Annotated in this window: 25 protein-coding genes and 1 pseudogene; 22 read left to right on the forward strand and 4 right to left on the reverse strand. The window is 62.4% G+C overall.

Features of this window, described 5'->3' with window-relative positions:
• Positions 1–14: 14 nt before the first annotated feature.
• A complete protein-coding gene (locus tag CO656_RS26330; protein WP_097527735.1) occupies positions 15–1,157 on the reverse strand; it encodes a BMP family ABC transporter substrate-binding protein in 1,143 nt (380 codons plus the stop codon).
• 337 nt (positions 1,158–1,494) lie between these two features.
• Here CO656_RS26330 and CO656_RS26335 point away from each other — a divergent pair, with 337 nt between their 5' ends.
• The 14 genes from CO656_RS26335 to dhaK all read left to right on the forward strand — a co-directional run bounded on the left by CO656_RS26335 (position 1,495) and on the right by dhaK (position 14,243).
• The gene (locus CO656_RS26335; RefSeq protein ID WP_176536698.1) at positions 1,495–2,172 is read left to right on the forward strand and encodes a GntR family transcriptional regulator; all 678 of its coding nucleotides are present in this window, start codon (positions 1,495–1,497) and stop codon (positions 2,170–2,172) included.
• Between the two features lie 219 nt (positions 2,173–2,391).
• Positions 2,392–3,717, forward strand: coding sequence for an ABC transporter substrate-binding protein (locus CO656_RS26340; protein WP_176536697.1), 1,326 nt, complete (start codon positions 2,392–2,394; stop codon positions 3,715–3,717).
• Positions 3,718–3,798: 81 nt separating this feature from the next.
• Positions 3,799–4,767, forward strand: coding sequence for a sugar ABC transporter permease (locus tag CO656_RS26345; protein ID WP_179864843.1), 969 nt, complete (start codon positions 3,799–3,801; stop codon positions 4,765–4,767).
• A complete protein-coding gene (locus tag CO656_RS26350) occupies positions 4,764–5,717 on the forward strand; it encodes a carbohydrate ABC transporter permease (RefSeq protein WP_097527738.1) in 954 nt (317 codons plus the stop codon). The genes CO656_RS26345 and CO656_RS26350 overlap by 4 nt, the downstream gene beginning before the upstream one ends.
• Positions 5,714–5,926 carry a hypothetical protein gene (locus CO656_RS26355; protein WP_097527739.1) on the forward strand — a complete coding sequence of 71 codons (213 nt, stop codon included), beginning with the start codon at positions 5,714–5,716 and terminating at the stop codon, positions 5,924–5,926. Before CO656_RS26350 ends, CO656_RS26355 begins: the two co-directional genes overlap by 4 nt.
• Positions 5,927–5,929: 3 nt before the next feature.
• A complete protein-coding gene (locus CO656_RS26360) occupies positions 5,930–7,027 on the forward strand; it encodes an ABC transporter ATP-binding protein (RefSeq protein ID WP_097527740.1) in 1,098 nt (365 codons plus the stop codon).
• Entirely contained in the window at positions 7,020–8,027 is a 1,008-nt protein-coding gene (locus CO656_RS26365) for an ABC transporter ATP-binding protein (protein ID WP_097527741.1), read from the forward strand. Before CO656_RS26360 ends, CO656_RS26365 begins: the two co-directional genes overlap by 8 nt.
• Positions 8,028–8,067: 40 nt before the next feature.
• Positions 8,068–9,702, forward strand: a complete 1,635-nt coding sequence (locus tag CO656_RS26370; protein WP_179864844.1) for a dihydroxyacetone kinase subunit DhaK — start codon at positions 8,068–8,070, stop codon at positions 9,700–9,702.
• Positions 9,703–9,761: 59 nt separating this feature from the next.
• Positions 9,762–10,385 (forward strand): dihydroxyacetone kinase subunit DhaL, encoded by a 624-nt coding sequence (dhaL, locus tag CO656_RS26375; protein ID WP_097527743.1) that lies wholly within the window; start codon positions 9,762–9,764, stop codon positions 10,383–10,385.
• The gene (gene dhaM / locus CO656_RS26380; protein ID WP_097527744.1) at positions 10,382–10,780 is read left to right on the forward strand and encodes a dihydroxyacetone kinase phosphoryl donor subunit DhaM; all 399 of its coding nucleotides are present in this window, start codon (positions 10,382–10,384) and stop codon (positions 10,778–10,780) included. The genes dhaL and dhaM overlap by 4 nt, the downstream gene beginning before the upstream one ends.
• Positions 10,780–11,124 carry an HPr family phosphocarrier protein gene (locus CO656_RS26385; RefSeq protein WP_097527745.1) on the forward strand — a complete coding sequence of 115 codons (345 nt, stop codon included), beginning with the start codon at positions 10,780–10,782 and terminating at the stop codon, positions 11,122–11,124. Before dhaM ends, CO656_RS26385 begins: the two co-directional genes overlap by 1 nt.
• Positions 11,108–12,712, forward strand: coding sequence for a putative PEP-binding protein (locus CO656_RS26390; RefSeq protein ID WP_097527746.1), 1,605 nt, complete (start codon positions 11,108–11,110; stop codon positions 12,710–12,712). The genes CO656_RS26385 and CO656_RS26390 overlap by 17 nt, the downstream gene beginning before the upstream one ends.
• On the forward strand, positions 12,713–13,123 hold the full coding sequence (locus tag CO656_RS26395) for a hypothetical protein (protein ID WP_097527747.1): 411 nt from the start codon (positions 12,713–12,715) through the stop codon (positions 13,121–13,123).
• A gap of 124 nt (positions 13,124–13,247) precedes the next feature.
• Positions 13,248–14,243 (forward strand): dihydroxyacetone kinase subunit DhaK, encoded by a 996-nt coding sequence (dhaK, locus tag CO656_RS26400; protein WP_097527748.1) that lies wholly within the window; start codon positions 13,248–13,250, stop codon positions 14,241–14,243.
• Between the two features lie 242 nt (positions 14,244–14,485).
• On the opposite strand, the gene CO656_RS29935 is transcribed toward dhaK, so the two are convergent.
• Positions 14,486–14,644, reverse strand: a complete 159-nt coding sequence (locus CO656_RS29935) for a transposase (RefSeq protein WP_234819642.1) — start codon at positions 14,642–14,644, stop codon at positions 14,486–14,488.
• On the opposite strand from CO656_RS29935, the pseudogene CO656_RS31065 reads away from it, so the two are divergent.
• Positions 14,644–14,841: pseudogene (locus CO656_RS31065) on the forward strand (hypothetical protein); the annotation flags it as partial. The gene CO656_RS29935 and the pseudogene CO656_RS31065 sit on opposite strands and share 1 nt — an antisense overlap.
• Here the strand turns inward: CO656_RS31065 and CO656_RS26410 are convergent.
• On the reverse strand, positions 14,774–15,769 hold the full coding sequence (locus CO656_RS26410) for a LacI family DNA-binding transcriptional regulator (protein ID WP_097527749.1): 996 nt from the start codon (positions 15,767–15,769) through the stop codon (positions 14,774–14,776). The pseudogene CO656_RS31065 and the gene CO656_RS26410 sit on opposite strands and share 68 nt — an antisense overlap.
• A gap of 163 nt (positions 15,770–15,932) precedes the next feature.
• Between CO656_RS26410 and CO656_RS26415 the strand changes: the two genes are divergently transcribed.
• The 7 genes from CO656_RS26415 to CO656_RS26445 all read left to right on the forward strand — a co-directional run bounded on the left by CO656_RS26415 (position 15,933) and on the right by CO656_RS26445 (position 22,234).
• Positions 15,933–16,883 (forward strand): sugar ABC transporter substrate-binding protein, encoded by a 951-nt coding sequence (locus CO656_RS26415; protein ID WP_097527760.1) that lies wholly within the window; start codon positions 15,933–15,935, stop codon positions 16,881–16,883.
• Between the two features lie 120 nt (positions 16,884–17,003).
• A complete protein-coding gene (locus CO656_RS26420) occupies positions 17,004–18,125 on the forward strand; it encodes an ABC transporter permease (protein ID WP_097527750.1) in 1,122 nt (373 codons plus the stop codon).
• Complete coding sequence (locus CO656_RS26425; protein ID WP_097527751.1) at positions 18,125–18,913, forward strand: ATP-binding cassette domain-containing protein; 789 nt, start codon at positions 18,125–18,127, stop codon at positions 18,911–18,913. Before CO656_RS26420 ends, CO656_RS26425 begins: the two co-directional genes overlap by 1 nt.
• A gap of 80 nt (positions 18,914–18,993) precedes the next feature.
• A complete protein-coding gene (locus CO656_RS26430; protein WP_097527752.1) occupies positions 18,994–19,788 on the forward strand; it encodes a hydroxypyruvate isomerase family protein in 795 nt (264 codons plus the stop codon).
• A gap of 28 nt (positions 19,789–19,816) precedes the next feature.
• On the forward strand, positions 19,817–20,833 hold the full coding sequence (locus CO656_RS26435) for a Gfo/Idh/MocA family oxidoreductase (protein WP_097527753.1): 1,017 nt from the start codon (positions 19,817–19,819) through the stop codon (positions 20,831–20,833).
• 11 nt (positions 20,834–20,844) lie between these two features.
• Positions 20,845–21,156 (forward strand): MurR/RpiR family transcriptional regulator, encoded by a 312-nt coding sequence (locus CO656_RS26440; RefSeq protein ID WP_179864845.1) that lies wholly within the window; start codon positions 20,845–20,847, stop codon positions 21,154–21,156.
• Positions 21,157–21,424: 268 nt separating this feature from the next.
• Positions 21,425–22,234 (forward strand): methyltransferase domain-containing protein, encoded by an 810-nt coding sequence (locus tag CO656_RS26445; RefSeq protein WP_097527754.1) that lies wholly within the window; start codon positions 21,425–21,427, stop codon positions 22,232–22,234.
• A gap of 507 nt (positions 22,235–22,741) precedes the next feature.
• Here CO656_RS26445 and CO656_RS26450 read toward each other — a convergent pair.
• Positions 22,742–23,179: NAD(P)(+) transhydrogenase (Re/Si-specific) subunit beta (locus CO656_RS26450; RefSeq protein WP_143557029.1), on the reverse strand; the 438-nt coding region annotated here is incomplete at its 5' end.

The following is a 23,179-nucleotide window of genomic DNA, read 5'->3' on the forward strand; positions in this document are numbered from 1 at the left end:
GACGCCGACGCTCCTCAAGCGGTCGAGCCGACGACCCCCTCGACCAGATAGTCCATACTTTCGAGTTCGATCGCGTCCTCCGCGAAAGCCTGCCCTCCGGCCACGACGACATTTCCCTTGTTGTCCTTGATCGAACCCCTGAAGACCGAGAAGCCGCCCGCCATCATTTCGGCGAGCGTCGCCTCGAACTTCTTGCGCGCCTCTTCCGAGACCGCCGGGCCGAGCGAGCTCATCTTGACGAAGCCTTCCTTGAGTCCGCCGCGCACGAAGTTGCCGAGCTTTTCGCCGGCCTGGGCCTTCTTCACGAAGTCCGTGTAGACGTTGCCCCATGCCCATTCGGCGCCGGTGAGATATTTCTCGGGAGCGAGCGGACTCTGGTTGGCGTGGTAGCCGCAGATGAATGCGCCACGACCGGCGGCCGTCTCGACCACCACCTTCGGACTGTCTACGTGGCAGGTCACGACGTCCGCGCCCTGATCGATCAGCGCGTTGGTAGCTTCCGCCTCCTTGACGGCGAGCGACCATTCGCCGGTAAAGATCACCTGGCAGGTGATTGCCGGATCGATGGAGCGAGCGCCGAGCAGGAAGGAATTGATGTTCTGCAGCACCTGCGGAATGGGCTTGGCGGCGACGAAGCCGATCTTTTTGCTCTTCGTCGCATAGCCAGCGGCGATGCCGTTGAGATATTGCCCCTGGCCGATATAGCCAAAATAGGAACCGGTGTTCGCCGGATGCGTTCCCTCCTGCCATAGGCCGCCGCAATGGCGGAACTGGGCGTCGGGATATTTCTTCGCCATCTCCAACATGTGGGGATCGAAGTAGCCGAAGGAGGTGGGGAAGAGCAGTGCCGCTCCATCAAGGTTGATCATCGACTCCATCGTCTTCTGGACGTCGACTGTTTCCGGGACATTCTCCTCCTCGACGACGGTAACGCCCGACAGAGCCTTGATCGCGGCCGCTCCCTCCGCGTGCGCCTGGTTGTAGCCGTAGTCGTCCTTGGGGCCGACATAGATGAAGCCGACGGTCAGTGCGCTCTGGGCCGCGGCGGGCGAAAAGACCAGGTCCGGCGCGAGGCTCGCCACGGCGGCACCTGCCACGGACGATTGGAGAAATGCGCGGCGGGACAGGAGACGGGAGGAAAGAAGTCGCTTGGTCATCGGAATGCTCCCTGCGAGCGGCGGAGGTTGGTTGGAAAGTCAGTACATGAAAGTGCATGCAATGCGCGTGCCAACATATAGGTTATTGATATTGCTGGTTCTTGTGCCGCGTCTAAATGAGCACTGAGGAAACTGTATGCAGTTGACAGGCGAGTATGGTGTTTTTTTACGCATGCCTAGGAAATGGCCTGCGAATAATCGTTCATGGAACTCAATCAAACGCAGGCCGGGTCTTGTGTCTGATAAAATAGGAGACGTTTCAGTGCGTTATGCTGCAGTTTGACTTGTGAAGCATGTGCGTGCATCTGTATGCAGATCCCAGAATATCGAGTCGCGCGTGAAACAGCCAAGAAGAAGAGAGATCATCCGGGCAGGTACAACCGTCGAACAGATGGTGCGGGCGATCGCCGACATGATTGTCACCGGCGAGATGCAGCCGGGCGAGAAACTCGACGAATTTTCCCTCGCCGGCCGCTTCGAGGTCTCGCGGACCCCGGTGCGCGAAGCGCTGCGGCAACTCTGTGCGATGGGCCTCGTCGACCGGCAACCCAATCGCAGCGCAGTGGTCACGAACGTGACCAGTGGATATCTCGCCTCGATGTTCGAGGCCATGGCTGAACTCGAGAGGATCTGCGCCAGGCTTTCCGCCGAGCGCATGTCGGTCGAGGAGCGCCGCGCGATGGAGAAAATGCACCGAGAGTCGATGCGCCTCGTCCATGCGGGTGCCGACGAGGACTATGCCGCACACAATATCGAATTCCATACCCGACTTTATCGCGGCGCCCACAACGATCACATCTTCGAACTGGTGACGCAGACGCGGGCACGGCTTGCGCCCTTCCGCCGTGCCCAGTTCCGCCTGCCGGGGCGACTGGCGAAGTCTTACGAAGAACATCAGGGCATTGTAACCGCAATCCTTCGTGCCGATGCCGAAGAGGCGGGAAACGCCGCCTATTGGCATGTTTCAAACGTCAGCGACGCAAGCACGGTTTTCGTGAGCGACAACAAAGGCTGACCGGGACGCGGCGGACACGCCTTCTCTTTCTCTCCCCAGTTCCTTCAGCGTCCTGGCGCCCATGCTGCGCCGCAGCGACGAATTGCACTTGATGTGTTTAGTAAAACGTATATCACTAAACATATTGCTCAACATGAGGGAGTGAGACGGTTTGGGCATGTGAGCAAGAGAGATTTTTCCGAAGCCGGCTTCGGTCGGTTCTGTATCTGGGAGGAATACATGCGGAAGATGACGAAGGCCCTGATGGGCATGTCGTCGGCGCTCGTGCTGTCGACGGCGATACCGGAACTGGCGAGGGCCGATGAATTGACCCTGTGCTGGGCGGCATGGGATCCGGCCAACGCGCTGGTGGAGCTCTCCAAGGATTTCACCGCGCAGACGGGCACCGCAATGAAGTTCGAGTTTGTGCCGTGGCCGAACTTCGCCGACCGTATTCTCAACGAACTCAATTCCGGCGGCAAGCTCTGTGACCTGCTGATCGGCGACAGCCAGTGGATTGGCGGTTCCGCCGAAAACGACTACTACGTGAAGCTCAACGATTTCTTCGATAAAGAAGGAATCAAGATGAGCGACTTCGCCGAAGCGGCGGTCAACGCGTATGCCACCTGGCCGAAAGGCACGCCGAACTATTGGGCCCTGCCGGCCATGGGCGACGCCAATGGCTGGTTCTATCGCAAGGACTGGTTCGCCAAGCCGGAGTTGCAGGCGGAGTTCAAGCAGAAACACGGTCGCGATCTCGGCCCGCCGCAGACCTGGGACGAGTTGAAGCAGGTCGCCGAATTCTTCACCGGCCGCGAAATCGACGGCCAGAAGGTCTATGGCGCGGCGATCTTCACCGAACGCGCCTCCGAGGGCATCACCATGGGCGCGACCTCGGCGCTTTATCCCTTCGGCTTCAAATACGAGCAGACGAGCGGCAAATACGACATGGAGGGCGCCGTCAATTCGGCGGACGCGGTGGCAGGGCTCGAGGCCTACAAGGCGCTCTACAAATGCTGCCAGCCGCCCGGTTATACGGACAGCTATATGGGCGAGGGGCTCGATGCCTTCAAATCCGGCCAGGTCTCGATGGCGATGAACTGGTTCGCCTTCTTCCCGGGCCTCTACAAGGACGAGAAGGTTGGCGGAGACAAGATCGGTTTCTTCGTCAATCCCAAGCAGAAGGTTGCCGCCTCGACGCTCGGCGGCCAGGGGATTTCGGTTGTGGCCAACACCGACAACATGGACGGCGCGCTCGCCTATATCAAATGGTTCGCCCAGCCCGACGTGCAGAAGAAATGGTGGGCGCTTGGCGGCTATGCCGTTCACAATGCCGTCTTGAACGATCCCTCCTTCAAGGACAGCCAGCCCTTCGCGGCCGACTTCCTCGTCGCGATGAACCAGGTGCAGGATTTCTGGCAGGAACCCTCCTACGCGATCCTGCTGCAGGCGATGCAGAAGCGCCTGCACGACTACGTCGTCGCCGATAAGGGGACGGCGCAGGAGGCGCTCGACGCTCTCGCGAACGACTGGAAGGAAATCTTCGAGGACGAAGGCAAGCTCTAGACTTGCTGGAACACGGCCCGGGTTGTGAAGCGCCGGGCCGTGGCGGCCGCCCGAAGTCCTTTTCAACGCCAGGTGACGTCAGTGACCGATGCCCCTTCCACCATCGCGGAGCGATCCGCCGAGATGCTTGCCCGCGCCACGCCCGTACCGATGGCTGCGAGAGTGCGCGGCCTTTCCGATCGCGCGATCGCATGGCTGTTCATAACGCCGACGATCGCCTTGCTACTTGCGATCAATATCTTTCCGCTGATCTGGGCGGTCTATCTGTCATTCACGAATTTCCGCGCGAACCGCCCGAACGCCGAAGTCGCAAGCGTCGGCTTGCGCAACTATCAGCGCGTGCTGAACGATCCGGACATCTGGATCGCCATGCAGACGACGGCGCATTTCGTCTTCTGGACGATCCTTCTGCAGACGCTCATCGGCTTCGCGCTCGCCTATCTGATCGATCGCAAGTTCCGCGGCCATGCCTTCTGGACGACGGTCATCCTCATCCCAATGATGCTGTCGCCGGCGGTCGTCGGCAATTTCTGGCGCTTCCTCTACCAGCCGCAGATCGGGCTCTTCAATTATATAGTCTCGTTCTTCTCAGGGATTCCGCCGTCGTCCTTCGAGATGCTCGGTTCGGTGACGCTCGCACCCTGGGCGATCATCATCGTCGACACATGGATGTGGACGCCCTACGTCATGCTGATCTGCCTTGCCGGCCTTAGATCCATTCCTGACTATATCTACGAGGCGGCGGAGGTCGACCGCGCCTCCGCCTGGCGGCAGTTCTGGTCGATCACCGTTCCGATGGCCTTGCCCTTCATCATGCTCGCGGTGCTCTTCCGCGGCATCGAGAACTTCAAGATGTTCGACATGGTGATGCTTTTGACCGGCGGCGGGCCCGGCTCGACCACCGAGGTCGCGTCGATCACCCTGAAACGTGAAGCCTTTGAAAGCTGGCTCACGGGACGATCCTCCGCCTTTGCGATCATCCTTTTCGTGGCGGTGTTCGGCCTCGCCAACATCTACGTCAAAGCGCTCAACAAGGTGAAGCAACGATGAGTTCGGTCAACACCGCCCATTCCGTGGTCGAGCCGACGCCGACCGTGAAGCGCATCGCCAGTGCGATCGTCATCCTTTATGCGCTGGTGACGATGATCCCGCTCGCCTGGATCTTCCTGACCAGCATAAAGTCGCCGCCGGATTCGATCAGCTACCCGCCGAAGATCGTCTTCACGCCGACGCTCGAGGGCTATTGCAATCTCTTCACGACGCGCACGCGGCAGACGCCGGACTATATCCAGTCGCTCCCCTCCCCGACCGGTACCTGCGACGAGATCACCCGCAGCCGCAATATGGTCATCGCCGGACCGTCGAATTACTGGCCGCGTTTCGGCAATTCGCTCCTGATCGCCTTCGGCTCGACCTTCCTCGCCGTCTCGCTCGGCACGCTTGCGGCCTATGGCTTCTCGCGGTTCCGCGTGCCGCTTGCCGACGATCTCCTGTTCTTCATTCTCTCGACGAGGATGATGCCGCCGATCGCCGTCGCGATCCCGATCTACCTCATGTATCGCCAGTTCGGCCTTTCCGACACGGCGCTCGGCATGATCCTGCTCTATACCGCCGTCAACGTTTCGCTCGCCGTCTGGCTCCTCAAGGGCTTCATCGACGAGATCCCGCGCGAATACGAGGAAGCGGCGATGATCGACGGCTATACGCGCCTTCAGGCCTTCTGGAAGGTCGTGCTGCCGCAGGCCACCACCGGGATCGCCGCGACGGCGATCTTCTGCCTAATCTTCGCCTGGAACGAATATGCCTTCGCGGTGCTGCTCACCTCGGGCTCGGCGCAGACCGCGCCGCCGTTCATACCGACGATCATCGGCGAGGGCGGGCAGGATTGGCCGGCGGTCGCCGCCGGCACGACGATCTTCCTGGTGCCGATCCTCGTCTTCACCATCATCCTGCGCAAGCAATTGCTGCGCGGCATCACCTTCGGAGCGGTACGCAAATGACGAACCCGCAAGAACTGACCCGTGCGCCCCGGCAGAGGCGGCTGTTCTTCCTCAGGCGCGGCCCGATGGAGAACATTGCGACGGCGCTGATCGCGGCCGGCTTCCTGATGCTGTTCCAGCCGTTCCTGCTGACGCTGTACACCTATTCACTCGCGATGCTGCTGGCCGGCACCTTCATGTTCATCGTCGTCTCGAAATTTCCGGAGTAAGCGATGTCCGAGATCAAGATCATAAACCTCCGCAAGCAGTTCGGCGATTTCATCGCCGTCGAGGATTCAAGCTTCACCGTCAATGACGGCGAGTTCCTGGCGCTGCTTGGGCCATCCGGATGCGGCAAGACGACGACGCTCCGGATGATCGCCGGGCTTGAGCTTCCGACCAGCGGCAAGATCCATCTCGACGGCGAGGACGTCACCTTCAATCGGGCGAGCGCCCGCGACATCGCCTTCGTGTTTCAGCTCTTTGCTCTCTATCCGCACATGAATGTGCGCAGGAATATCGGTTTCCCGCTCCTGTCGCAGGGCGTGTCCAAGACGGAAATCCGCGCCCGCGTCGAAGAGACCGCGAAGCTCTTGCGGATCGACCACATCCTCGACCGGTCGGTCTCGGGCCTGGCTGGCGGCGATCGTCAGCGCGTGGCGCTTGGACGGGCGATCGTCCGGCGGCCGAAATGCTTCCTGATGGACGAGCCGCTCGGCACGCTCGATGCGGAATTCCGCGAGGTCATGGTCCATGAGTTGCGCGAACTGCACAATCGCATTCATGCGACCACGGTCTACGTCACGCATGACCAGCACGAAGCCATGGCGATGGCCGACAAGATCGCGGTCATGAACCACGGAGTGGTCGAGCAGTTCGGCACGCCGCAGGAAATCTACAACAGGCCCGCCTCGATGTACGTCGCCGACTTCATCGGCTCGCCGCCGATGAACTTCATGCGCTTCCATTCGGGACTCGAACGGGGGACGCGATCGATCCTGCTTGACGGCATCGAGGTCGTCGTGCCTGAGATCGGCGAGGATGTCTTGCCAGGCGAACTGGCGCTCGGCGTGCGTCCCGAACATATCCGCTTCAACGACGAATCCGGTCTTCGCGGTGCTGTCTATGGCAGCGAGTACCTCGGCACGAACCAGATCGTCGCCGTTGAAACCGCCTCCGGCATCGTCAAGGCCCGCATTTCGGCCGACCGAAGCTTCAGGCTCGGCGAGACCCTCGGGCTCGAATTCGATCCAGCAAAACTTGCGGTCTTCGACTGTGCCTCGGGCAGGGCGATCGCCTCGTCCCTCCACGCGGGAACCTGCCATGGCTGAGGTCGCTCTTCACGGTATCGGTAAGACGTTCGGCGACACGGCGGCGGTCGACGATCTTTCGCTCACGATCAGGGACGGGGAGTTCGTCGTCCTCCTCGGGCCGACGGGGGCCGGCAAGACCACGGCGCTGCGCCTGATCGCCGGCCTTGAAAGACCGGACAAGGGGCGGGTGACGATTGCCGGCCGCGATGTTGGCGGGCAATCGCCGGCCGAGCGGGACGTCGCCTTTGTCTTCCAGCAATATTCGCTCTATCCGCACTTAAGCGTCTACGACAATCTTGCCTTTCCGCTGCGCTCTCCGGCGCGCCAGCTGGGTGCCGAGGAGATCGACCGGCGTGTGCGCGATGTCGCGCGCATGGTTCGGATCGATCACAAGCTCGAAAATCGCTCGACCCGGCTTTCGGGCGGCGAGATGCAGCGCGTCGCGATCGGCCGCGCGCTCGTGCGCCGTCCGGCGATCTATCTGATGGACGAGCCGCTGTCGTCGCTTGACGCCAAACTCCGTGCCGAGCTTCGGCTGGAGCTGAAGCGGATCCAGGGCGAATTGAGTTCCACGCTGCTTTACGTCACCCATGATCAGGTCGAAGCGATGACGATGGCGGACCGCATCGGCATCCTTTCGGAAGGCCGGCTCGTGCAGATCGGCACGCCGCGGGAGATCTACACGGACCCGGCCAATCTGCACGTCGCCGCGCGCCTGGGCCAACCGCATATAAACCTGCTTCCCATAGACCTCCTGCCCGGCGCCGCACCACCTTCCGGCGCGCTGACGATCGGTGCGCGGACCGAACATCTGGAGATCACCACACATGCTCGGGGCAACGCCGAAGTGGACTGGATCGAGCACCTCGGCGATCAGAACCACCTGCACATCCGGGTGCAGGGCCACAAGCTCGTGACGCTTGCTGACCCTTATCTCTCCATCAAACCAGGCGACCGGATCAACCTTTCGCTGAGACAGCCCCTTTATTTCGGGTCGGCCGGCGAGCGGCTGCGCTGATGCTGCGGGGATTAATCGACAAGGTAATTGGATGAGCACGATGAAGCACTTTTTCAACCGCAAGGAAAACATCGTCACCGAGGCGCTGGACGGCCTGCTCCAGACCGCGCCACCTGGCACCCTCGCGCGCCTCGACAGCTATCCCGATATCAAAGTCGTCCTGCGCGGCGACTGGGACAAGGCGAAGGTTGCGGTCGTTTCCGGCGGCGGGGCCGGCCATGAGCCGTCGCATGCGGGCTTTGTCGGAAAAGGCATGTTGACTGCGGCGGTTTCCGGCGAGATCTTCGCCTCGCCGAGCGTCGATGCGGTGCTGACCGCAATCCGCGCGGTGACCGGGCCGAAGGGGTGCCTGCTGATCGTCAAGAACTATACCGGCGATCGCCTCAATTTCGGACTCGCGGCGGAAAAGGCGCGCGTCGAAGGCTTTCGCGTCGAGATGGTGATCGTTGCCGACGACATCGCGCTGCCGGATATCGCTCAGCCGCGCGGCGTCGCCGGAACGCTCTTCGTCCACAAGCTTGCGGGGCATTTGGCCGAGCAGGATGCGGATCTCGAGACCGTTGCCGCTGCCGCCCGCACGGCCGCGCGCGACATCGTTTCGCTCGGCGTGTCGCTCTCCTCCTGCTCCATCCCTGGCCAGGCCCATGCGGAACGGCTCGAGGCGAACGAGGGGGAACTGGGGCTCGGCATCCACGGCGAACCCGGCGCCGAACGGATCGCCCTACAGGAGGCGCGCAGCATTGTTGCCACCATGTCCGAGCGGCTCTCCAGAGCTTTGCCGCGAGACGGCGGCTATGCGCTTCTCATCAACAATCTCGGTGCCGTGCCGCCGATCGAGATGGGATTGATCGCCCACACGGTCCTTTCCACGTCACTCGCAGCACGTGTGAAACTGACGATAGGCCCCGCGCCGATGATGACGGCGCTCAACATGAACGGCTTTTCGCTTTCGCTCATCCGGCTTGATGGCGAGCGTGAGGCGGCATTGAAATCGCCCGTCGGCCCACATGCCTGGATACCCGCCGTCGAGCGGCATGATGTCTCCGTTCTGCCGGCAATTGCTTTGCCCGCGACTGAGGCCGTCGCGGCCAGTCACGATCCGGCCGCCGATCGGCTGATCGCGGCGATCTGCGATCATCTGCTCTCGCTCGAAGCGGAGCTCAACCATCTCGACGCCCGGGCCGGTGACGGCGATACCGGCTCGACTGTGGCGACGGGTTCGCGCAGCGTTCTTGCCCAGATCGAAAGGCTGCCGCTGAGGGACATCGCAGCGACTTTGTCGTCGATCGGCAGCATTCTCAGCACCAGCATGGGCGGATCGAGCGGCGTGCTGCTGTCGATCTTCTTCACGGCGGCGGCCAAGGCCTATTCGGACACGAATGACATGGCAGGCGCGCTTTTGGCGGGACTCGAACGGATGACCTTCTACGGCGGGGCGGCCCTCGGCGACCGAACGATGGTGGATGCTCTGGATCCGGCGCTGCGCGCGCTTAGGGCGGGCGGCCTTGCCGCTGCGGCGTCCGCGGCGCGCGCCGGCGCCGATGCAACTCGGGCGATGAAGAAGGCGAAGGCCGGCCGCGCTTCTTACATCGGCGAAGGGGATCTCGACGGCGTACCAGACCCGGGAGCCATCGCGGTGGCGGCGGTCTTCGAAGTCGCAGCAGGGCTTCGTTAAGCACATGCTCTGACGATGGCGGCCGATCGCGAGTATGATCGAGCGAGGTTGGTAAAGGGGTGTTGGTCGTGGTGGCACATGCAGCGCTCATAGGCGGGTTGATCGAAGCCTGTCGCGAGGTGATTGCCGCCAATGCCGATCATCTGTCGGAACTCGACAGGGCGATCGGCGACGGAGACCATGGCACCAACATGCGTCGCGGCCTGGAGGCGGTCTACGCCGACCGAAACCGGCTCGCGCACCTGCCTTTGCCGAACGCACTCCAGGAGATTGGCCTGGCTCTCGTCATGAGCGTCGGCGGTGCGGCCGGTCCGCTCTACGGAACGCTGCTGATGGAGACCGGCCGTCAATTGGCCGGTCCGGACGGACAGATCGAGTTTGCACGCGCGCTCGAGCTTGCCATTGAGGCCGTTGCCCGTCGCGGGCGGGCGAGTCCCGGCGACAAGACGCTGCTCGACGTGCTTTACCCGGTGCATGCCGAAGTGGTAAGGCGCGCGGGTCTGACGGGCATCGCCGAAGAGGCGGAACGGGCGGCAAGCCTGACCTTCGGCATGAGGGCGATGCGCGGGCGCGCCGCCTTTCTCGGCGACCGGTCGGTCGGACATGTCGATCCGGGGGCCAGGAGCTGCGCGCTGCTGACGGTCGCGATCTGTCGTTTTTTGGAGGAGCAACGTCCGGCATGAACCCGAAATCCGCAAATGTCGGCATCGTCATCGTCTCGCATTCGCCGCTCGTCGCCGAGGGTGCCGCCGATATGGTGCGCCAGATGGTCGGAGATTGCGTGCCGCTCGCGTGGTCGGGCGGCAATGCGGAGGGTGGGCTCGGCACTCACGCCGCCGGCATCCGCGCCGCGATCGAAAAGGCCTGGTCGGATGCGGGGGTCGCCGTCTTCGTCGATCTCGGCGGGGCGGAGACGAACAGCGAAATGGCGATAGAAATGCTCGGAGAGCCGCGTTCGGGAAGAGTGATCATCTGCGACGCGCCACTCGTCGAGGGGGCGGTGATGGCCGCGGCCGAAGCATCGGGCGGAGCGGCACTCGCGCGCGTCGTGGCGACCGCGGAGGAGCTGTCACCGTGATGGACAACAGGCCGCGACGAGAAGCGACGGAGGCAGTCGAGACGCAGGGTTACTGCCAGGCGAAGATCGAGGTGACGTACGGCTTCGGGCTGCATGCTCGCCCGTCGGTCATCTTCACGCGGCTAGCGAAGTCGTTTCCGTGCACCGTCGAGATCAAGGTCAATGACAGCAGCGTTTGGCTGAACGGCAAGAGCATTGTCAAGATCATGGGGGCGAGGATTCGAAGGGGTTCGATTCTGAAAATCCGAGCCCGAGGATTGCGCGCCGCCGAAGCGATCCATGCCCTTAAAGCGCTCGTCGAGCGCGACTTCGATGAAGACAAGAAGCATGGCCGAAACGCTTGAAATCTTCGGGATATCCGCCTCTCCGGGTGTGGGGGTCGGGCCCGTCCATCTCGCCGCCGAATTTACGGCGGAGGCGCCCGCGCCCGGCGACACCGTGGCCGCTGAAGGCGACAAGCTGCGACGGGCCGTCACCACCGCCGTTGCGGAGCTCGAGGCTCTGGCGTATCGGTCGGACGAGGAGAGCGCCGGCATTCTCGACTTCCAGATCGAGATGCTGCTCGATCCGGCTCTCGTCGAAATGGCCGAGGAACGGATGCTGGCCGGCGATGGCGCCGCACTCGCCTGGTTCGGCGCGCTCGACGACTATATCGCCGGTATCGAGGCGGCGCCCGATGAGCAGCTCGGCGCCCGCGCGGTCGACATCGTCGACATCCGCAATCGCGTCCTCAGTGCGCTCACGGGCCGCCCCCTGGAAGATTTTGCGCCCGGTTCGGTCTTCGTCGGCAAGGACCTCGAGCCCAGCCTCTTCCTCGCGCATGACTGGACCACGGGCGGCGGCATCGTCCTCTTCGAAGGCAGCGTCTCCAGCCATGTGGCAATGCTCGCTCGCAGCCGTTCGGTACCCATGCTGGTGGCGACGGGACGGTTCGAAATCGCACCCGGCGCGCGCGTTCTTGTCGATGGGAATGACGGCCGAGCCGTTATCGCGCCCGACGATGAGCATGTTCGCGAGGCGAAATCGAGGAAGCCTGCAGCAAGGCCGACCGCCTCGCGCGCCGGCGGAGCGATCGAAACCGCCGACGGCGTCGCGATCCGGCTGTCCGCCATCATCAACGATCCGCTCGAGCTCAGGGCCGTTGATCCAGCCTCCTTCGCGGGCATCGGTCTGATGCGGACCGAATTTCTGGTGACTTCGCCCGCGGATGCCGTCGATGAGGAAAAGCATTACGACATATATCGGCATGCATTGGACTGGGCCGGCGAATCGCCGGCGATCGTGCGCATGCTCGATCTCGGCGGCGACAAGACATTGCCCGGAGCGAGGAGGAGTGAATCCTTCATGGGCCTCAGGGGCATCCGGTTGCTCCTGGCGCGGCCGAAGCTGGCCCGCGCCCAGGCGCGCGCGCTGCTGCGGGCCGCCGTACATGGCAATCTCGGCGTCCTCTTGCCGATGGTGACGGTCCCGGATGAACTCGAAGCTATGCGGGCGATCTTCGAAGAGGAATCGACCGCGCTTGGCAGGAGGGGCGTGCAAACGCGCATGCCGGAGATCGGCATGATGGTGGAGGTCCCGGTGGCGGGGCTGATGCTCGATCGTTTTTCGCGGTCGGACTTCTTCTCTTTCGGGACAAACGATCTGGCGCAATATCTTGCGGCGGCGGCAAGGGACGATCAAAGTGTCGCCGCACTTTACGACGCCGCCACGCCGGCGGTCTTAAGGGTAATCGCGCAGGGCGTGGCGCTTGCCGAGGCGATGAAAAAACCAATCGGGATCTGCGGCGAGATGGCCTCCGACCCGCGGCATATACCGGCGCTCATGGCTGCGGGCCTTCGCCATTTCTCGGTGGCGCCCAATCGCTTGGCGGACATCAGAACTATAATCGGCGGCATGTGCTCGGACGGCCGGGCCGCGGCGGAGATGAAATGAATGTCGCGCGAGACAGTTGAAGACGCGATCATCGCCTACAAGACGGTCCTGGCGCAAATCATCGACAATCGGCCATCGGGAACCCGCCAGCGGCTCGCCGCGGCACTCGGCAAGCATCGCAGCTTCGTGACACAGGTGACGAGTCCAGCCTATTCGACCCCGCTGCCGGCGCGTCATCTCGCGACGATCTTCCGTGTCTGTCACTTCAGCCCGGGCGAGCAGGAGCGCTTCCTTCAGGCCTATCAATCCGCGCACCCCGGCAAGCTGCCAGATTTCGGGAGCGCGGAAAAGCTGCGCCAGCTCTCGCTGATCGTTCCCGATCTCGGCGACGAAAAGAAGAACCGCCTCTTCGACGAAGCGATCGAGGAACTCGTCCGGAACATGGCGAAACTGGTCGGAACGATGGATTAGAGGGTCGTGATGTGTTTCAGTACATCGCTGCTCCGTCAGGGCCCTGTTCGAGCACCCGGTGCCAAGTTGGAGCGTTGCGGCGATTTGCGGGGCAGGAGAGCACGGCGTCGTGGGGAGGGGCACGATGAAGAAATTCATGAATCGAGCCGAGACGCTGGTGGCCGAAAGCCTCGCGGGATTCGTTACGGCCCACGAACGGCTGGTGACCTTCGGAGCGAACAGGAGGTTCGTTCGCCGACTCAGTCTTCGTCCGGACAAGATCGCGCTCATTTCGGGCGGCGGCGCCGGACACGAGCCGATGCACGTCGGTTTTGTCGGCAAAGGTATGCTGGACGCGGCCTGCACCGGACATGTCTTCACCTCCCCGACGCCGGACCAGATCATTGCCGCGATCCGGGAAACCGACGGCGGCGAGGGGTGTCTGCTGATCGTCAAGAATTATGACGGCGACGTCATGAATTTCGAGATGGCCGCCGAGCTCGCGGCGGCCGAGCACCGGATCGCCACCCTGATCGTGCGCGATGACGTAAATCCCAGCGGGTCGAAGCGCAGCCAGGGCAGGAGAGGTGTTGCGGGAACACTCGTGGTCGAGAAGCTGCTTGGAGCGGCGGCGGAGGCCGGCTGGCGGCTCGAAGAACTGAGTGCGCTTGGCGAGGACCTGAACGGCCGCATCCGCACGATGGGCGTGGCGCTTAGCGGCGTGACAGTACCCGACACCGAGCGGAAGACCTTCGTGCTCAGCGAAGACGAAATGGAGATGGGCGTCGGAATTCACGGAGAGCCGGGACGTGCACGGGTCAAAATCGCGACCGGCGACGAGATCGTGGAAACGATGCTCGAGGCGATCTTGAGCGATCTGGCGCCGGACCGGAGCGACCAGTTGCTCCTCTTCATCAATGGCTTCGGTGGCACCCCGGTATCGGAGCTCTATCTCGCCTACAATTCCGCCCGCGCGCGGTTTGCGCGCCTGGGCGTCACAGTTGCCCGCTCGCTGGTCGGAACCTATGTCACCTCCCTGGACATGGCGGGCCTCTCAATCACCGTTGCGCGCCTCGACGAACGAGAGCTTTCCTTGTGGGACGCACCAGTTGACACCGCGGCGCTGCGCTGGGGAAGCTGATCGGTACAAAAGTCTGCGAAAGCATTACGGATTGCCGGTCTGAGGATGGTGAACATTCCGCACATCGGGGGCCCCAATGCGGCCGCGGAACGGATCGCGGCATGGGCCGAGTAGCGGATCGCTCGCCCCGGCCGAAGTCAGTACCGTCTCCAAAGTCAACCTACTCCGTAGCTTTCGCAAAAAGCCAACAAAAATTGGAATTCTACGCCTGAGTTTTGCGTCGCGCATTTCTGCGCCGCTACTCACGCGGCGATTTTGCCGAAATCAATCCGGCTGCCCAGATCGAGGTCGAACCGGCCGTAGGGATTAATGTGAGCGTAGATCAGCGGTGTGAGGCCGCGATAATCTTCCGGTGCCATACGGTAATGCCAGGCTGGTTCGGCAAGCACCGTTTGCAGCATGCCAGCCTGGTGACCAGGTCGTCATTTGCAACTCCGTCTATCTCGACGAGAGCCAGATCACCTCAAAGAAACCGAAGGCGCTCACGTTCGACCACTCGTGTCTCGCCGAACATAGGTTGATGCCACCTCTTATGCGGAGCCTCGCACGATTAGCTTGCCGGGCAACATCACAGTCTCGGCCTCCCGCTGTCCCATGATCATCTCAACGATCGCCTTCATCATCTCGATCTTGGGCTGTTCGTAGGTCGTCAGGTCGTAGGCCGCAGAAGCGCCAAGGTCCAGATTGTCGAAACCCACGACAGCCACGTCCTCAGGCACTCGCAGGCCAAACTCGCTCCGGACAACGTCCATTGCGCCCAAGGCAAGAATGTCGTTCTCGCACATGAGAACATCGATCCTCTCCGCGGCGGCAGTACGTTCCAGATATTTGCGCACGGCGTCCGCACCTTCCTCGGCGCTGTATCTCTCCGCGGCAAGCTCGACGACATCGGCCACGCCTTTTCCACGCCAGCAATCGATGAAGTGCCGACGTCGACCGAGTGCGGTCGACAGCGTCTTCGCCCCGCCCATGAAACCGGGACGGCGATACCCCTTTTCGTGAAGGTAATCGACGATCTCGTGCAGCGCGCGTTCAGCGTCGCAGGCCACGGCGGGGACTCCCTCGATCTGGCTGTCCCGCGCGAGCACGAACATTGGCGGCAGCCCGGGTCCCAAGCGCCTGTCCCTGAGCGTCTCGTCTCGGAAGGCCGTGCCGAACAGGATAATCGCGTCGACCTGCCTCTGGTCGGCATTTAGCAGCGCATGCACATGGTCGAAATGGCGATTGATGTTGATGAGAACGGCGACCAACCCTTCGGCCTGCAGCCGCTCCGTGAGCGCCTCGAGAAAGGGGAGCTTGTGCGGATTGGCGAAGTCGTCGACGAAGACCGCGATCTGGTGGGTGAGGTTCGTTGCCAGGCTGCGCGCCAGCAAATTGGGCGAGTAGTTGAGTGCCTCGGCTGCTTCGAGGACTCTGCGCTTGCTTTCCGCTGTGATCGACGCCCCGGGCGTGAAGGCGCGGATCACGGTCCACTTGGAGACTCCTGCCGCCTCGGCGACTTCCTTTGCCGTTGCCCGCTTACGCATGAAATGAACGTTCCATTTTCTGATCTGACGAAATGAATGCTTGATTTTATCTCATCTCTCGCTAGGATGCACCTGTTTGCTACCGGTAGCAAGACCGATTGCACCCGGTAGCAAACAGACTTTTTGGCGCGCCCCGGAGGAAAAGGGGCTTTGGGAGGAAATGATGAAATCTGTTTGGAAGAGACTCACCCTCGGCGTTGCCGCCTTGGGAATCATGATCGCTGGCGCCGCTGTCGCCAGCGCCCAGGAGCCCACCATCATCGCCGTAACGCATGGGCAGGCATCCGACCCGTTCTGGTCGATCGTGAAGAACGGCATCATGCAAGCCGGCAAAGACAGCAACGTGCAGGTCGATTACCGCGCGCCGGAAACATTCGACATGGTGGCGATGGGCCAGCTCATCGAAGCTGCTGTTAACCAGAACCCCGCGGGCATCGTCATCTCCAATCCCGACCCGGATGCGCTCGGCCCGGCAATCGAGAAGGCCGTCGCCGCCGGCATTCCGGTCATATCCATGAATTCCGGCATCTCCGCAGCCGAAAAACTCGGCATCAAGCTGCATGTCGGCCAGGATGAAATGACCGCCGGTCGCAAGGTCGGCGAGAAACTGAAATCGCTTGGCCTCAAGCACGTGCTCTGCGTGAACCAGGAGGTCGGCAACGCCGCGCTTGACCAGCGCTGCGCGGGAACGGAGCAGGGTTTCGAAGGCGGCAAGGTGACAGTGCTGCCGACGACATCCGATCCGGCCGAAATCGAGGCGAAGATCCAGGCGGCCTTGACGTCCGACACGTCTGTGGATGCCGTGCTTGGTCTTTCGGCTCCGCTTGTCGGCGAGCGGGCAGTGACCGTCGTCGAGAAGATGGGGGTGGGCGACAAGGTGAAGGTTGCCTCCTTCGACCTCTCGTCCGGCTTCCTGCAGGCGGTCGCGGATGGCAAGGCGCTCTTCGCCGTCGACCAGCAGCCCTATCTGCAGGGCTACCTGCCCGTGACGTTCCTGGCGCTCAATGCGCGCTACGGCACCATCCCGGCCGGCAACGTGGCGTCTGGTCCTAGCTTGGTGACCTCCGAGACCGCGGCGCAGGTGATCGAGAAATCCTCCCAGGGCATCCGCTAAGCGGAGCCCGGCAGCCCCCGTCCCGGACGGGGGTTGCCCCTGTCGCCCGCGCATTCCGTCGACGCGAGACTGCGTTTCGCAGGCGCGCACGGACAACGACCGAGATTTTAGGAACGAACCATGACACTAGCCAACGAACAAAACGGGTCTGTAGCCAGACCCGATGAGCGGCTGAAGAAGGTTTCGACATTGACCGCAATTCTACGGCGTCCTGAACTCGGCGCTGTCGCCGGTCTGGTGCTCGTCACTATCTTCTTCCTCCTCACCGCCAACCCCGCCATGTTTACGTTGGCGGGTGTGATGAACTTCATGGCCCCGGCTGCGCAACTCGGCATTCTCGCCCTCGGCGCAGCCCTCTTGATGATTGGCGGCGAATTCGACCTTTCGATCGGCTCGATGGTCGCCTTTGCCGGTCTCGTCTTCGGCACGGCGCTGGTCGTTTGGCAGATGCCTCTCAGCGTCGCCATCCTCGTGGCGCTCGCATTTGCGGTTTTCATCGGCATCACCAATGCGCAGCTCACCATGCGCACCGGCCTTCCGTCCTTCATCGTCACGCTTGCCTTCCTCTTCATCCTGCGCGGCCTGACGCTGGTCGGCCTGAAATGGGCAAGCGGCGGCGCGACCCAGCTTCGCGGCATGAAGGAAGCAGCGGCTGGTAGCCCGCTTGCCCCCCTGTTCTCCGGAGACGCCTTCCCCGGACTGTTCACCTGGCTTGCTGAAGCCGGCATTATCGACACCTTCCCGAACGGCGCACCGAGGGTGCCCGGCATTCCGGTCGAGATTCTGTGGTTCATCGCCATCGCGCTCCTTGCCACCTGGATCCTGCTCCGAACGCGTTTCGGCAACTGGATTTTCGCATCCGGTGGCGATCCGCGTGCAGCGCGCAAGTCGGGCGTGCCGGTAGCGAGGGTCAAGACCACGCTCTTCGTCGTCACCGCCCTTTGCGCCACGCTGGTCGCCATCCTCACCGTGCTCGACGCCGGCTCGACGGACGCCCGCCGCGGCTTTCAGAAAGAGTTCGAGGCGATTATCGCGGCTGTTATCGGCGGCTGCCTGCTGACCGGCGGGTACGGCTCCGCGATCGGGGCGTTCTTCGGATCGATCGTCTTCGGCATGGTGCTGATTGGGCTGACCTACACGTCGATCGACCAGGATTGGTACCTCGTTTTCCTCGGCGGCATGCTGCTGACCGCCGTCGTCTTCAACAACGTCATCCGCAAACGCGTCACGGGAGAACGCTGATGAGCACATCTCAGACGCCCCTCGTCGAGGTCAGGAACCTCGTCAAGCATTTCGGCTCCGTCATCGCCCTCAACGGCGTGTCCATGAGCGTCAATCGAAACGAGGTGCTATGCCTGCTCGGCGACAATGGCGCGGGCAAATCGACCCTGATCAACACGCTTGCAGGCGTGCACAAGCCGACCTCGGGTGATTTCCTGGTTGACGGCAAGCCCCGGATGTTCTCCGGCCCACGCGACGCCCTCGATGCCGGCATTGCCACGGTTTATCAGGACCTTGCGATGATCCCGCTGATGTCGGTCACCCGCAACTTCTTCATGGGGCGGGAACCCTTGACCGGCTTCGGCCCCTTCAAGCGCATGAACATGGATGAGGCCGACAACGTGACGCGCGACGAGATGTACAAGATCGGCATCGATGTCCGCGACCCGCAGCAGGCGGTTGGTACGTTATCGGGCGGCGAGCGGCAGTGCGTGGCGATCGCCAGAGCGGTTTATTTCGGCGCCAAGGTGCTGATCCTCGACGAACCGACATCGGCGCTGGGCGTCGCCCAAACGTCGATGGTGCTGAAGTACATCAACCAAGTCCGAGCCAAGGGCCTCGGCGTGATCTTCATCACCCACAACGTTCGCCACGCCTATGCCGTTGGCAACCGCTTCACGGTGCTCAACCGCGGCAAGACGCTTGGGACCCATGCCAAGAACGAGATCGGCATTGACGAACTGCAGAACCTAATGGCCGGCGGCAAGGAGCTGCAGTCATTGTCGGAAGAACTCGGCGGAACGATCTGATCGAAACCTGCTCGCATGCATGTCGGTGCGGCGCGTTTCGTGCCGCGCCCCCGTTGGCACATCCAAATACGGACCGTCAAATGACAGCTCAGAAGATTTCTCCCTTCCCACTCGCAGCCTGTGCGGAAATGATCTGGCGCGACAGGCCGATCGAGTGGCGCGCCGCGCGCCTCAAGGAAATGGGTTTCGGCGTTGGTCTCTGGAACTGGCCGGAGCACGATCTCAAAAAGCTGGAAGCGACTGGCGCGACCTTCACGATCATGAACGGTTATCTGACCGGCCGTCTGACGGACGACGACGGTGCGGCAGAACTCCTCAGGACGGCACGCGAGACCGCGCAGGTTGGAAAGCGGCTCGGTGTTCAGCGGCTGAACCTGCACGGCACAGGCTTGGGCGACAGAGGCCTACCTGTCCAGCCGATCGAGATCGTCACCGGCGCGATGTGGCTGAAGGCGCGCGACACGCTCTGCCGTGTCGTGGATATGGCTGAAGAAGAAGGCGTCACCTTCACGCTCGAAAACCTCAACCTGCCGGTCGACCACCCCGGCGTGCCCTTCGGCCGCGCCGAAGATACGCTGGCGCTGGTCTCAAGCGTCAATCATCCGCGCCTCCGTCTCAATCTCGATCTCTACCATGCCCAGATTGGCGAGGGGAACCTGATCGAACTCTGCCGCAAGTGCCTGCCTTGGATCGGCGAGATCCAGGTGGCCGACGTACCCGGCCGTTGTGAACCCGGCACCGGCGAGGTCAACTGGAGTGGCATCGCCAAGGCGCTGAATGCCATGGGCTATTCCGGCCCGATCGGCATGGAAGCCTGGGCCGCTGGCGACCCCGAAGCGGCGCTCGAAGCGTTCCGCACCGCATTTACCATCTGACTTTTTCAACCCTGACAGGATCAAATCAATGCCCACCAAACCCGTCAATGTCGGTCTCATCGGCGCCGGCCGCATCGGTTCCTTTCACGGCGAGACCGTCGCACGCCGCCTCGTCGACGCCGAGCTCGTCGCCATCGCCGATCCCGCTCCAGGGGCTGCGGCCGGTCTCGCCGCCAAGCTCGGCGTCGAAAGCTCCTACGCCGATGTCGCGGATCTCCTTGCCCACCCGGACCTCGATGCCGTGATCATCGCTACGCCGGCGCGGTTTCATACGAACATCCTCGTGCAGGCCGCCGAAGCCGGCAAGGCGATCTTTTGCGAGAAGCCGATGGCGCTGACCTTGGAGGATGCAGACCGGGCGATTGCGGCGGCACGCTCGGCCGGCGTTCCTCTTCAGGTCGGCTTCAACCGACGCTGGGATCAGGCCTTCGCGGAGGGGCGTGCCGCGATCGACGCCGGCAAAGCCGGAACGCCCCAGCTCCTGCGCTCGCTCACACGCGATCCCGGTCCCTTCGGCGCTGATCCCGATCGCATTCCGCTTTGGACCATCTTTTACGAGACGCTTATCCACGACTTCGACACGCTGCTGTGGCTCAACGTCGGAGCGCGCCCAGTGGAGGTCTATGCTGTAGCCGATGCTCTCGTCCGTCCCGACTTCAGGGACAAGGGCTTCCTGGACACCGCTGTTGTCACCATCCGGTTCGACAATGGATCCGTTGCCGTCGCAGAGGCAAACTTCTCGGCACTCTACGGCTACGACATCCGTGGCGAGGTCTTCGGCTCCGGCGGCATGGTGACCATGGGTGACGCGCGTCGTTCAAGCATGACCTTGTTCGACAAGAACGGCGTGTCGAGCGAAACCTGGCGTCGTGATACTGACCATTTCGTCCACGGTTACACAGCGCAGCTCGCGTCCTTCGTAACCGCGGTTCGTCGCGGCGAGATCCCCGAAGGACCGACCGGCATCGATGCGCGCAATGCGCTGAACATCGCGCTTGCCTGCATTGAGTCCGTCTCAAAGAAGGCAGCCGTCGCGCTGAAATAATGGGGCGAGACATGAAGGCGGTCGTGGAGATGAGCGAGGCGACAAAACCTCCGGCTGACGTCACGGAGCTTAAGGGCATCTTGGCTTCAAGGGCCCTTAAGCTTCCGAAACAGCTCGAGCAGGTCGCTCGTCTGGCGCTCGCACGACCAGATGTTGTCGCCTTCGGCAGCGCCCGTTCGATCGCTACCGCTTGCTCTGTCTCTCCCACCACAGTCACACGTCTAGCTACCGCCCTCGGCTTCGACAGTTTCCGGGATTTCAAGTTGTTCTTTCAACAGCATCTAAGGAGAACTGCCAACTCCGAGTCCGGCGGTTGTTTTTGATTGGCTCCGGTCGGCCGCGGCCTCTGCGGCGGCCACTTTGTCTCGTCGACACGCGGGTAACGGTCAGCGACCGCTCTGGGGTCAGCACCGGAAATTGCTGGCGCTATCGGCGAATGACAGCCTTGGGTCGATCTTTCCGGTTCGATCCGTCGGCGTCGGGTGGATTGTCGCCATACGAGCTTCGGTGCCAGAATGACCAGCATGCTGATGGAACGGACGTTGGCCCTGTCTCCAATAATGACCGGTGGCAACTTCGTGGAGGATAATCATGACGCTACCCAGCTACGCAATGAACCAGGCAAGTTTCCCGGAGATGTACGAGCGGTGGCTAGTCGGTCCTCTTTTCCGCCCATGGGCCGAAATGACTCTCGAAGAGCTGGCACTATCTCCAGGCGACCGTGTCCTCGATATCGCTTGCGGAACAGGAGTAGCGGCGCGCGTTGCAAGAGAGCGACTCGGTCACGCCGCATATGTCGTCGGCATCGACATCAGTCCGGATATGCTTGCCGTGGCGCGCGCTGTGGAACCAGCCATAGACTGGCGCGAAGGCAATGCCAGCGCACTGCCTCTTCGCGACGGAGAGCAGTTCGACGTGCTCGTCTGCCAGCAAGGACTGCAGTTTTTTCCTGACAAGCCGGCGGCGGCAGCGCAGATGCGTGGCGCGCTGGCAAAGGGTGGCAGGCTGGCGCTGGCCACGTGGCGCCCAGACGATGAAATCCCGTTCTTTCGGGAGCTGCGCCGCGTCGCGGAGCGCCACCTGGGCGCCATCGTCGATCAGCGGTACAGCCTAGGGGATGCTGCCCCGCTTGAGGCGCTGCTGCGAGACGCAGGTTTCCATGAGGTCCGATCAAGGATCGTTTCGCGCACCATCCGTTTCGGAGAAGGTGCACCCTTCCTGCGATTGAATACGATGGCGCTGGTTGGGATGAGTTCTCTAGCCAAGGAGATGGGCAATCAGGAACGCAAGCGCATCGTGGACGAGATCGTGAGCGAGAGTGCGTCCGCGCTGCAGCCATACAGCGATGGATCGGGACTCGCTTTCGAGCTCAGCACCAATCTGGCGACAGCCAAAGGGTAAAGTGCTTCCCTCATCCCGCTATGGGAACATGAGCCATCCCGGATGGCGTTCCTGAGTGGGGCAAATCTGGGCAACGGCAGGTGACGGCGGGTTTCTCCATACAAAGCCGCTGTTCCCGAACAGGCCGATGAAGGACAATAAAGGGTCGATGCTGCTCTGTAGGTCTCACCAGGGTGGAACGCGGTCATCCGCTCTATCTCAAGCGCGTGACGGCTCTTCCAAGGAGAAGCTGTCATCGGGCGATCGCCGCGTCTCCTCGTACCGGGTCCTCAGCGCGATTCATCATCGCCGAGATCGACTGCTTCTCATGGCACGATCTTTGGTGTTGGACCCGCGAAACTCACTTATCAACCTTTGACCACCTGACGAAGAAGCGGTGAGCCGAAGGCGTTCTGCGACGCGACGCGGCGCCACACTGCGACCCACCAAACTGGAATATGATTTGTTGCGCTTGGTGCTTGGGTGCCCATGCGGGGCAGAGAATGGCGTTCATGGATCTGGGTGGCCTCAGTGGTTGATCGCCTTGACGATTTCCTCGGTGACCTTCTTGGCGTCGCCCAGGAGCATCATCGTGCCGTCCTTGTAGAACAGCGTGTTGTCGATGCCGGCATAGCCGGAGCCGAGCGAGCGCTTGACGAACAGGCAGGTCTTGGCCTTGTCGACGTCGAGAATCGGCATGCCGTAGATCGGCGAGGTCTGGTCGTCGCGCGCCGCCGGATTGGTGACGTCGTTGGCGCCGATGACATAGGCGACGTCGGCCTGGGCGAACTCCGAATTGATGTCCTCGAGCTCGAACACCTCGTCATAGGGGACGTTGGCCTCGGCCAAGAGCACGTTCATGTGGCCGGGCATGCGGCCGGCGACCGGATGGATGGCGTATTTGACCTCGACGCCGGCCGCCTTCAGCTGGTCGCCCATCTCGCGCAGCGCATGCTGGGCCTGGGC

Origin of the sequence: Sinorhizobium sp. FG01, from assembly GCF_002531875.1 — a bacterium.
GTDB classification, from domain to species: Bacteria; Pseudomonadota; Alphaproteobacteria; order Rhizobiales; family Rhizobiaceae; genus Sinorhizobium; species Sinorhizobium fredii_C.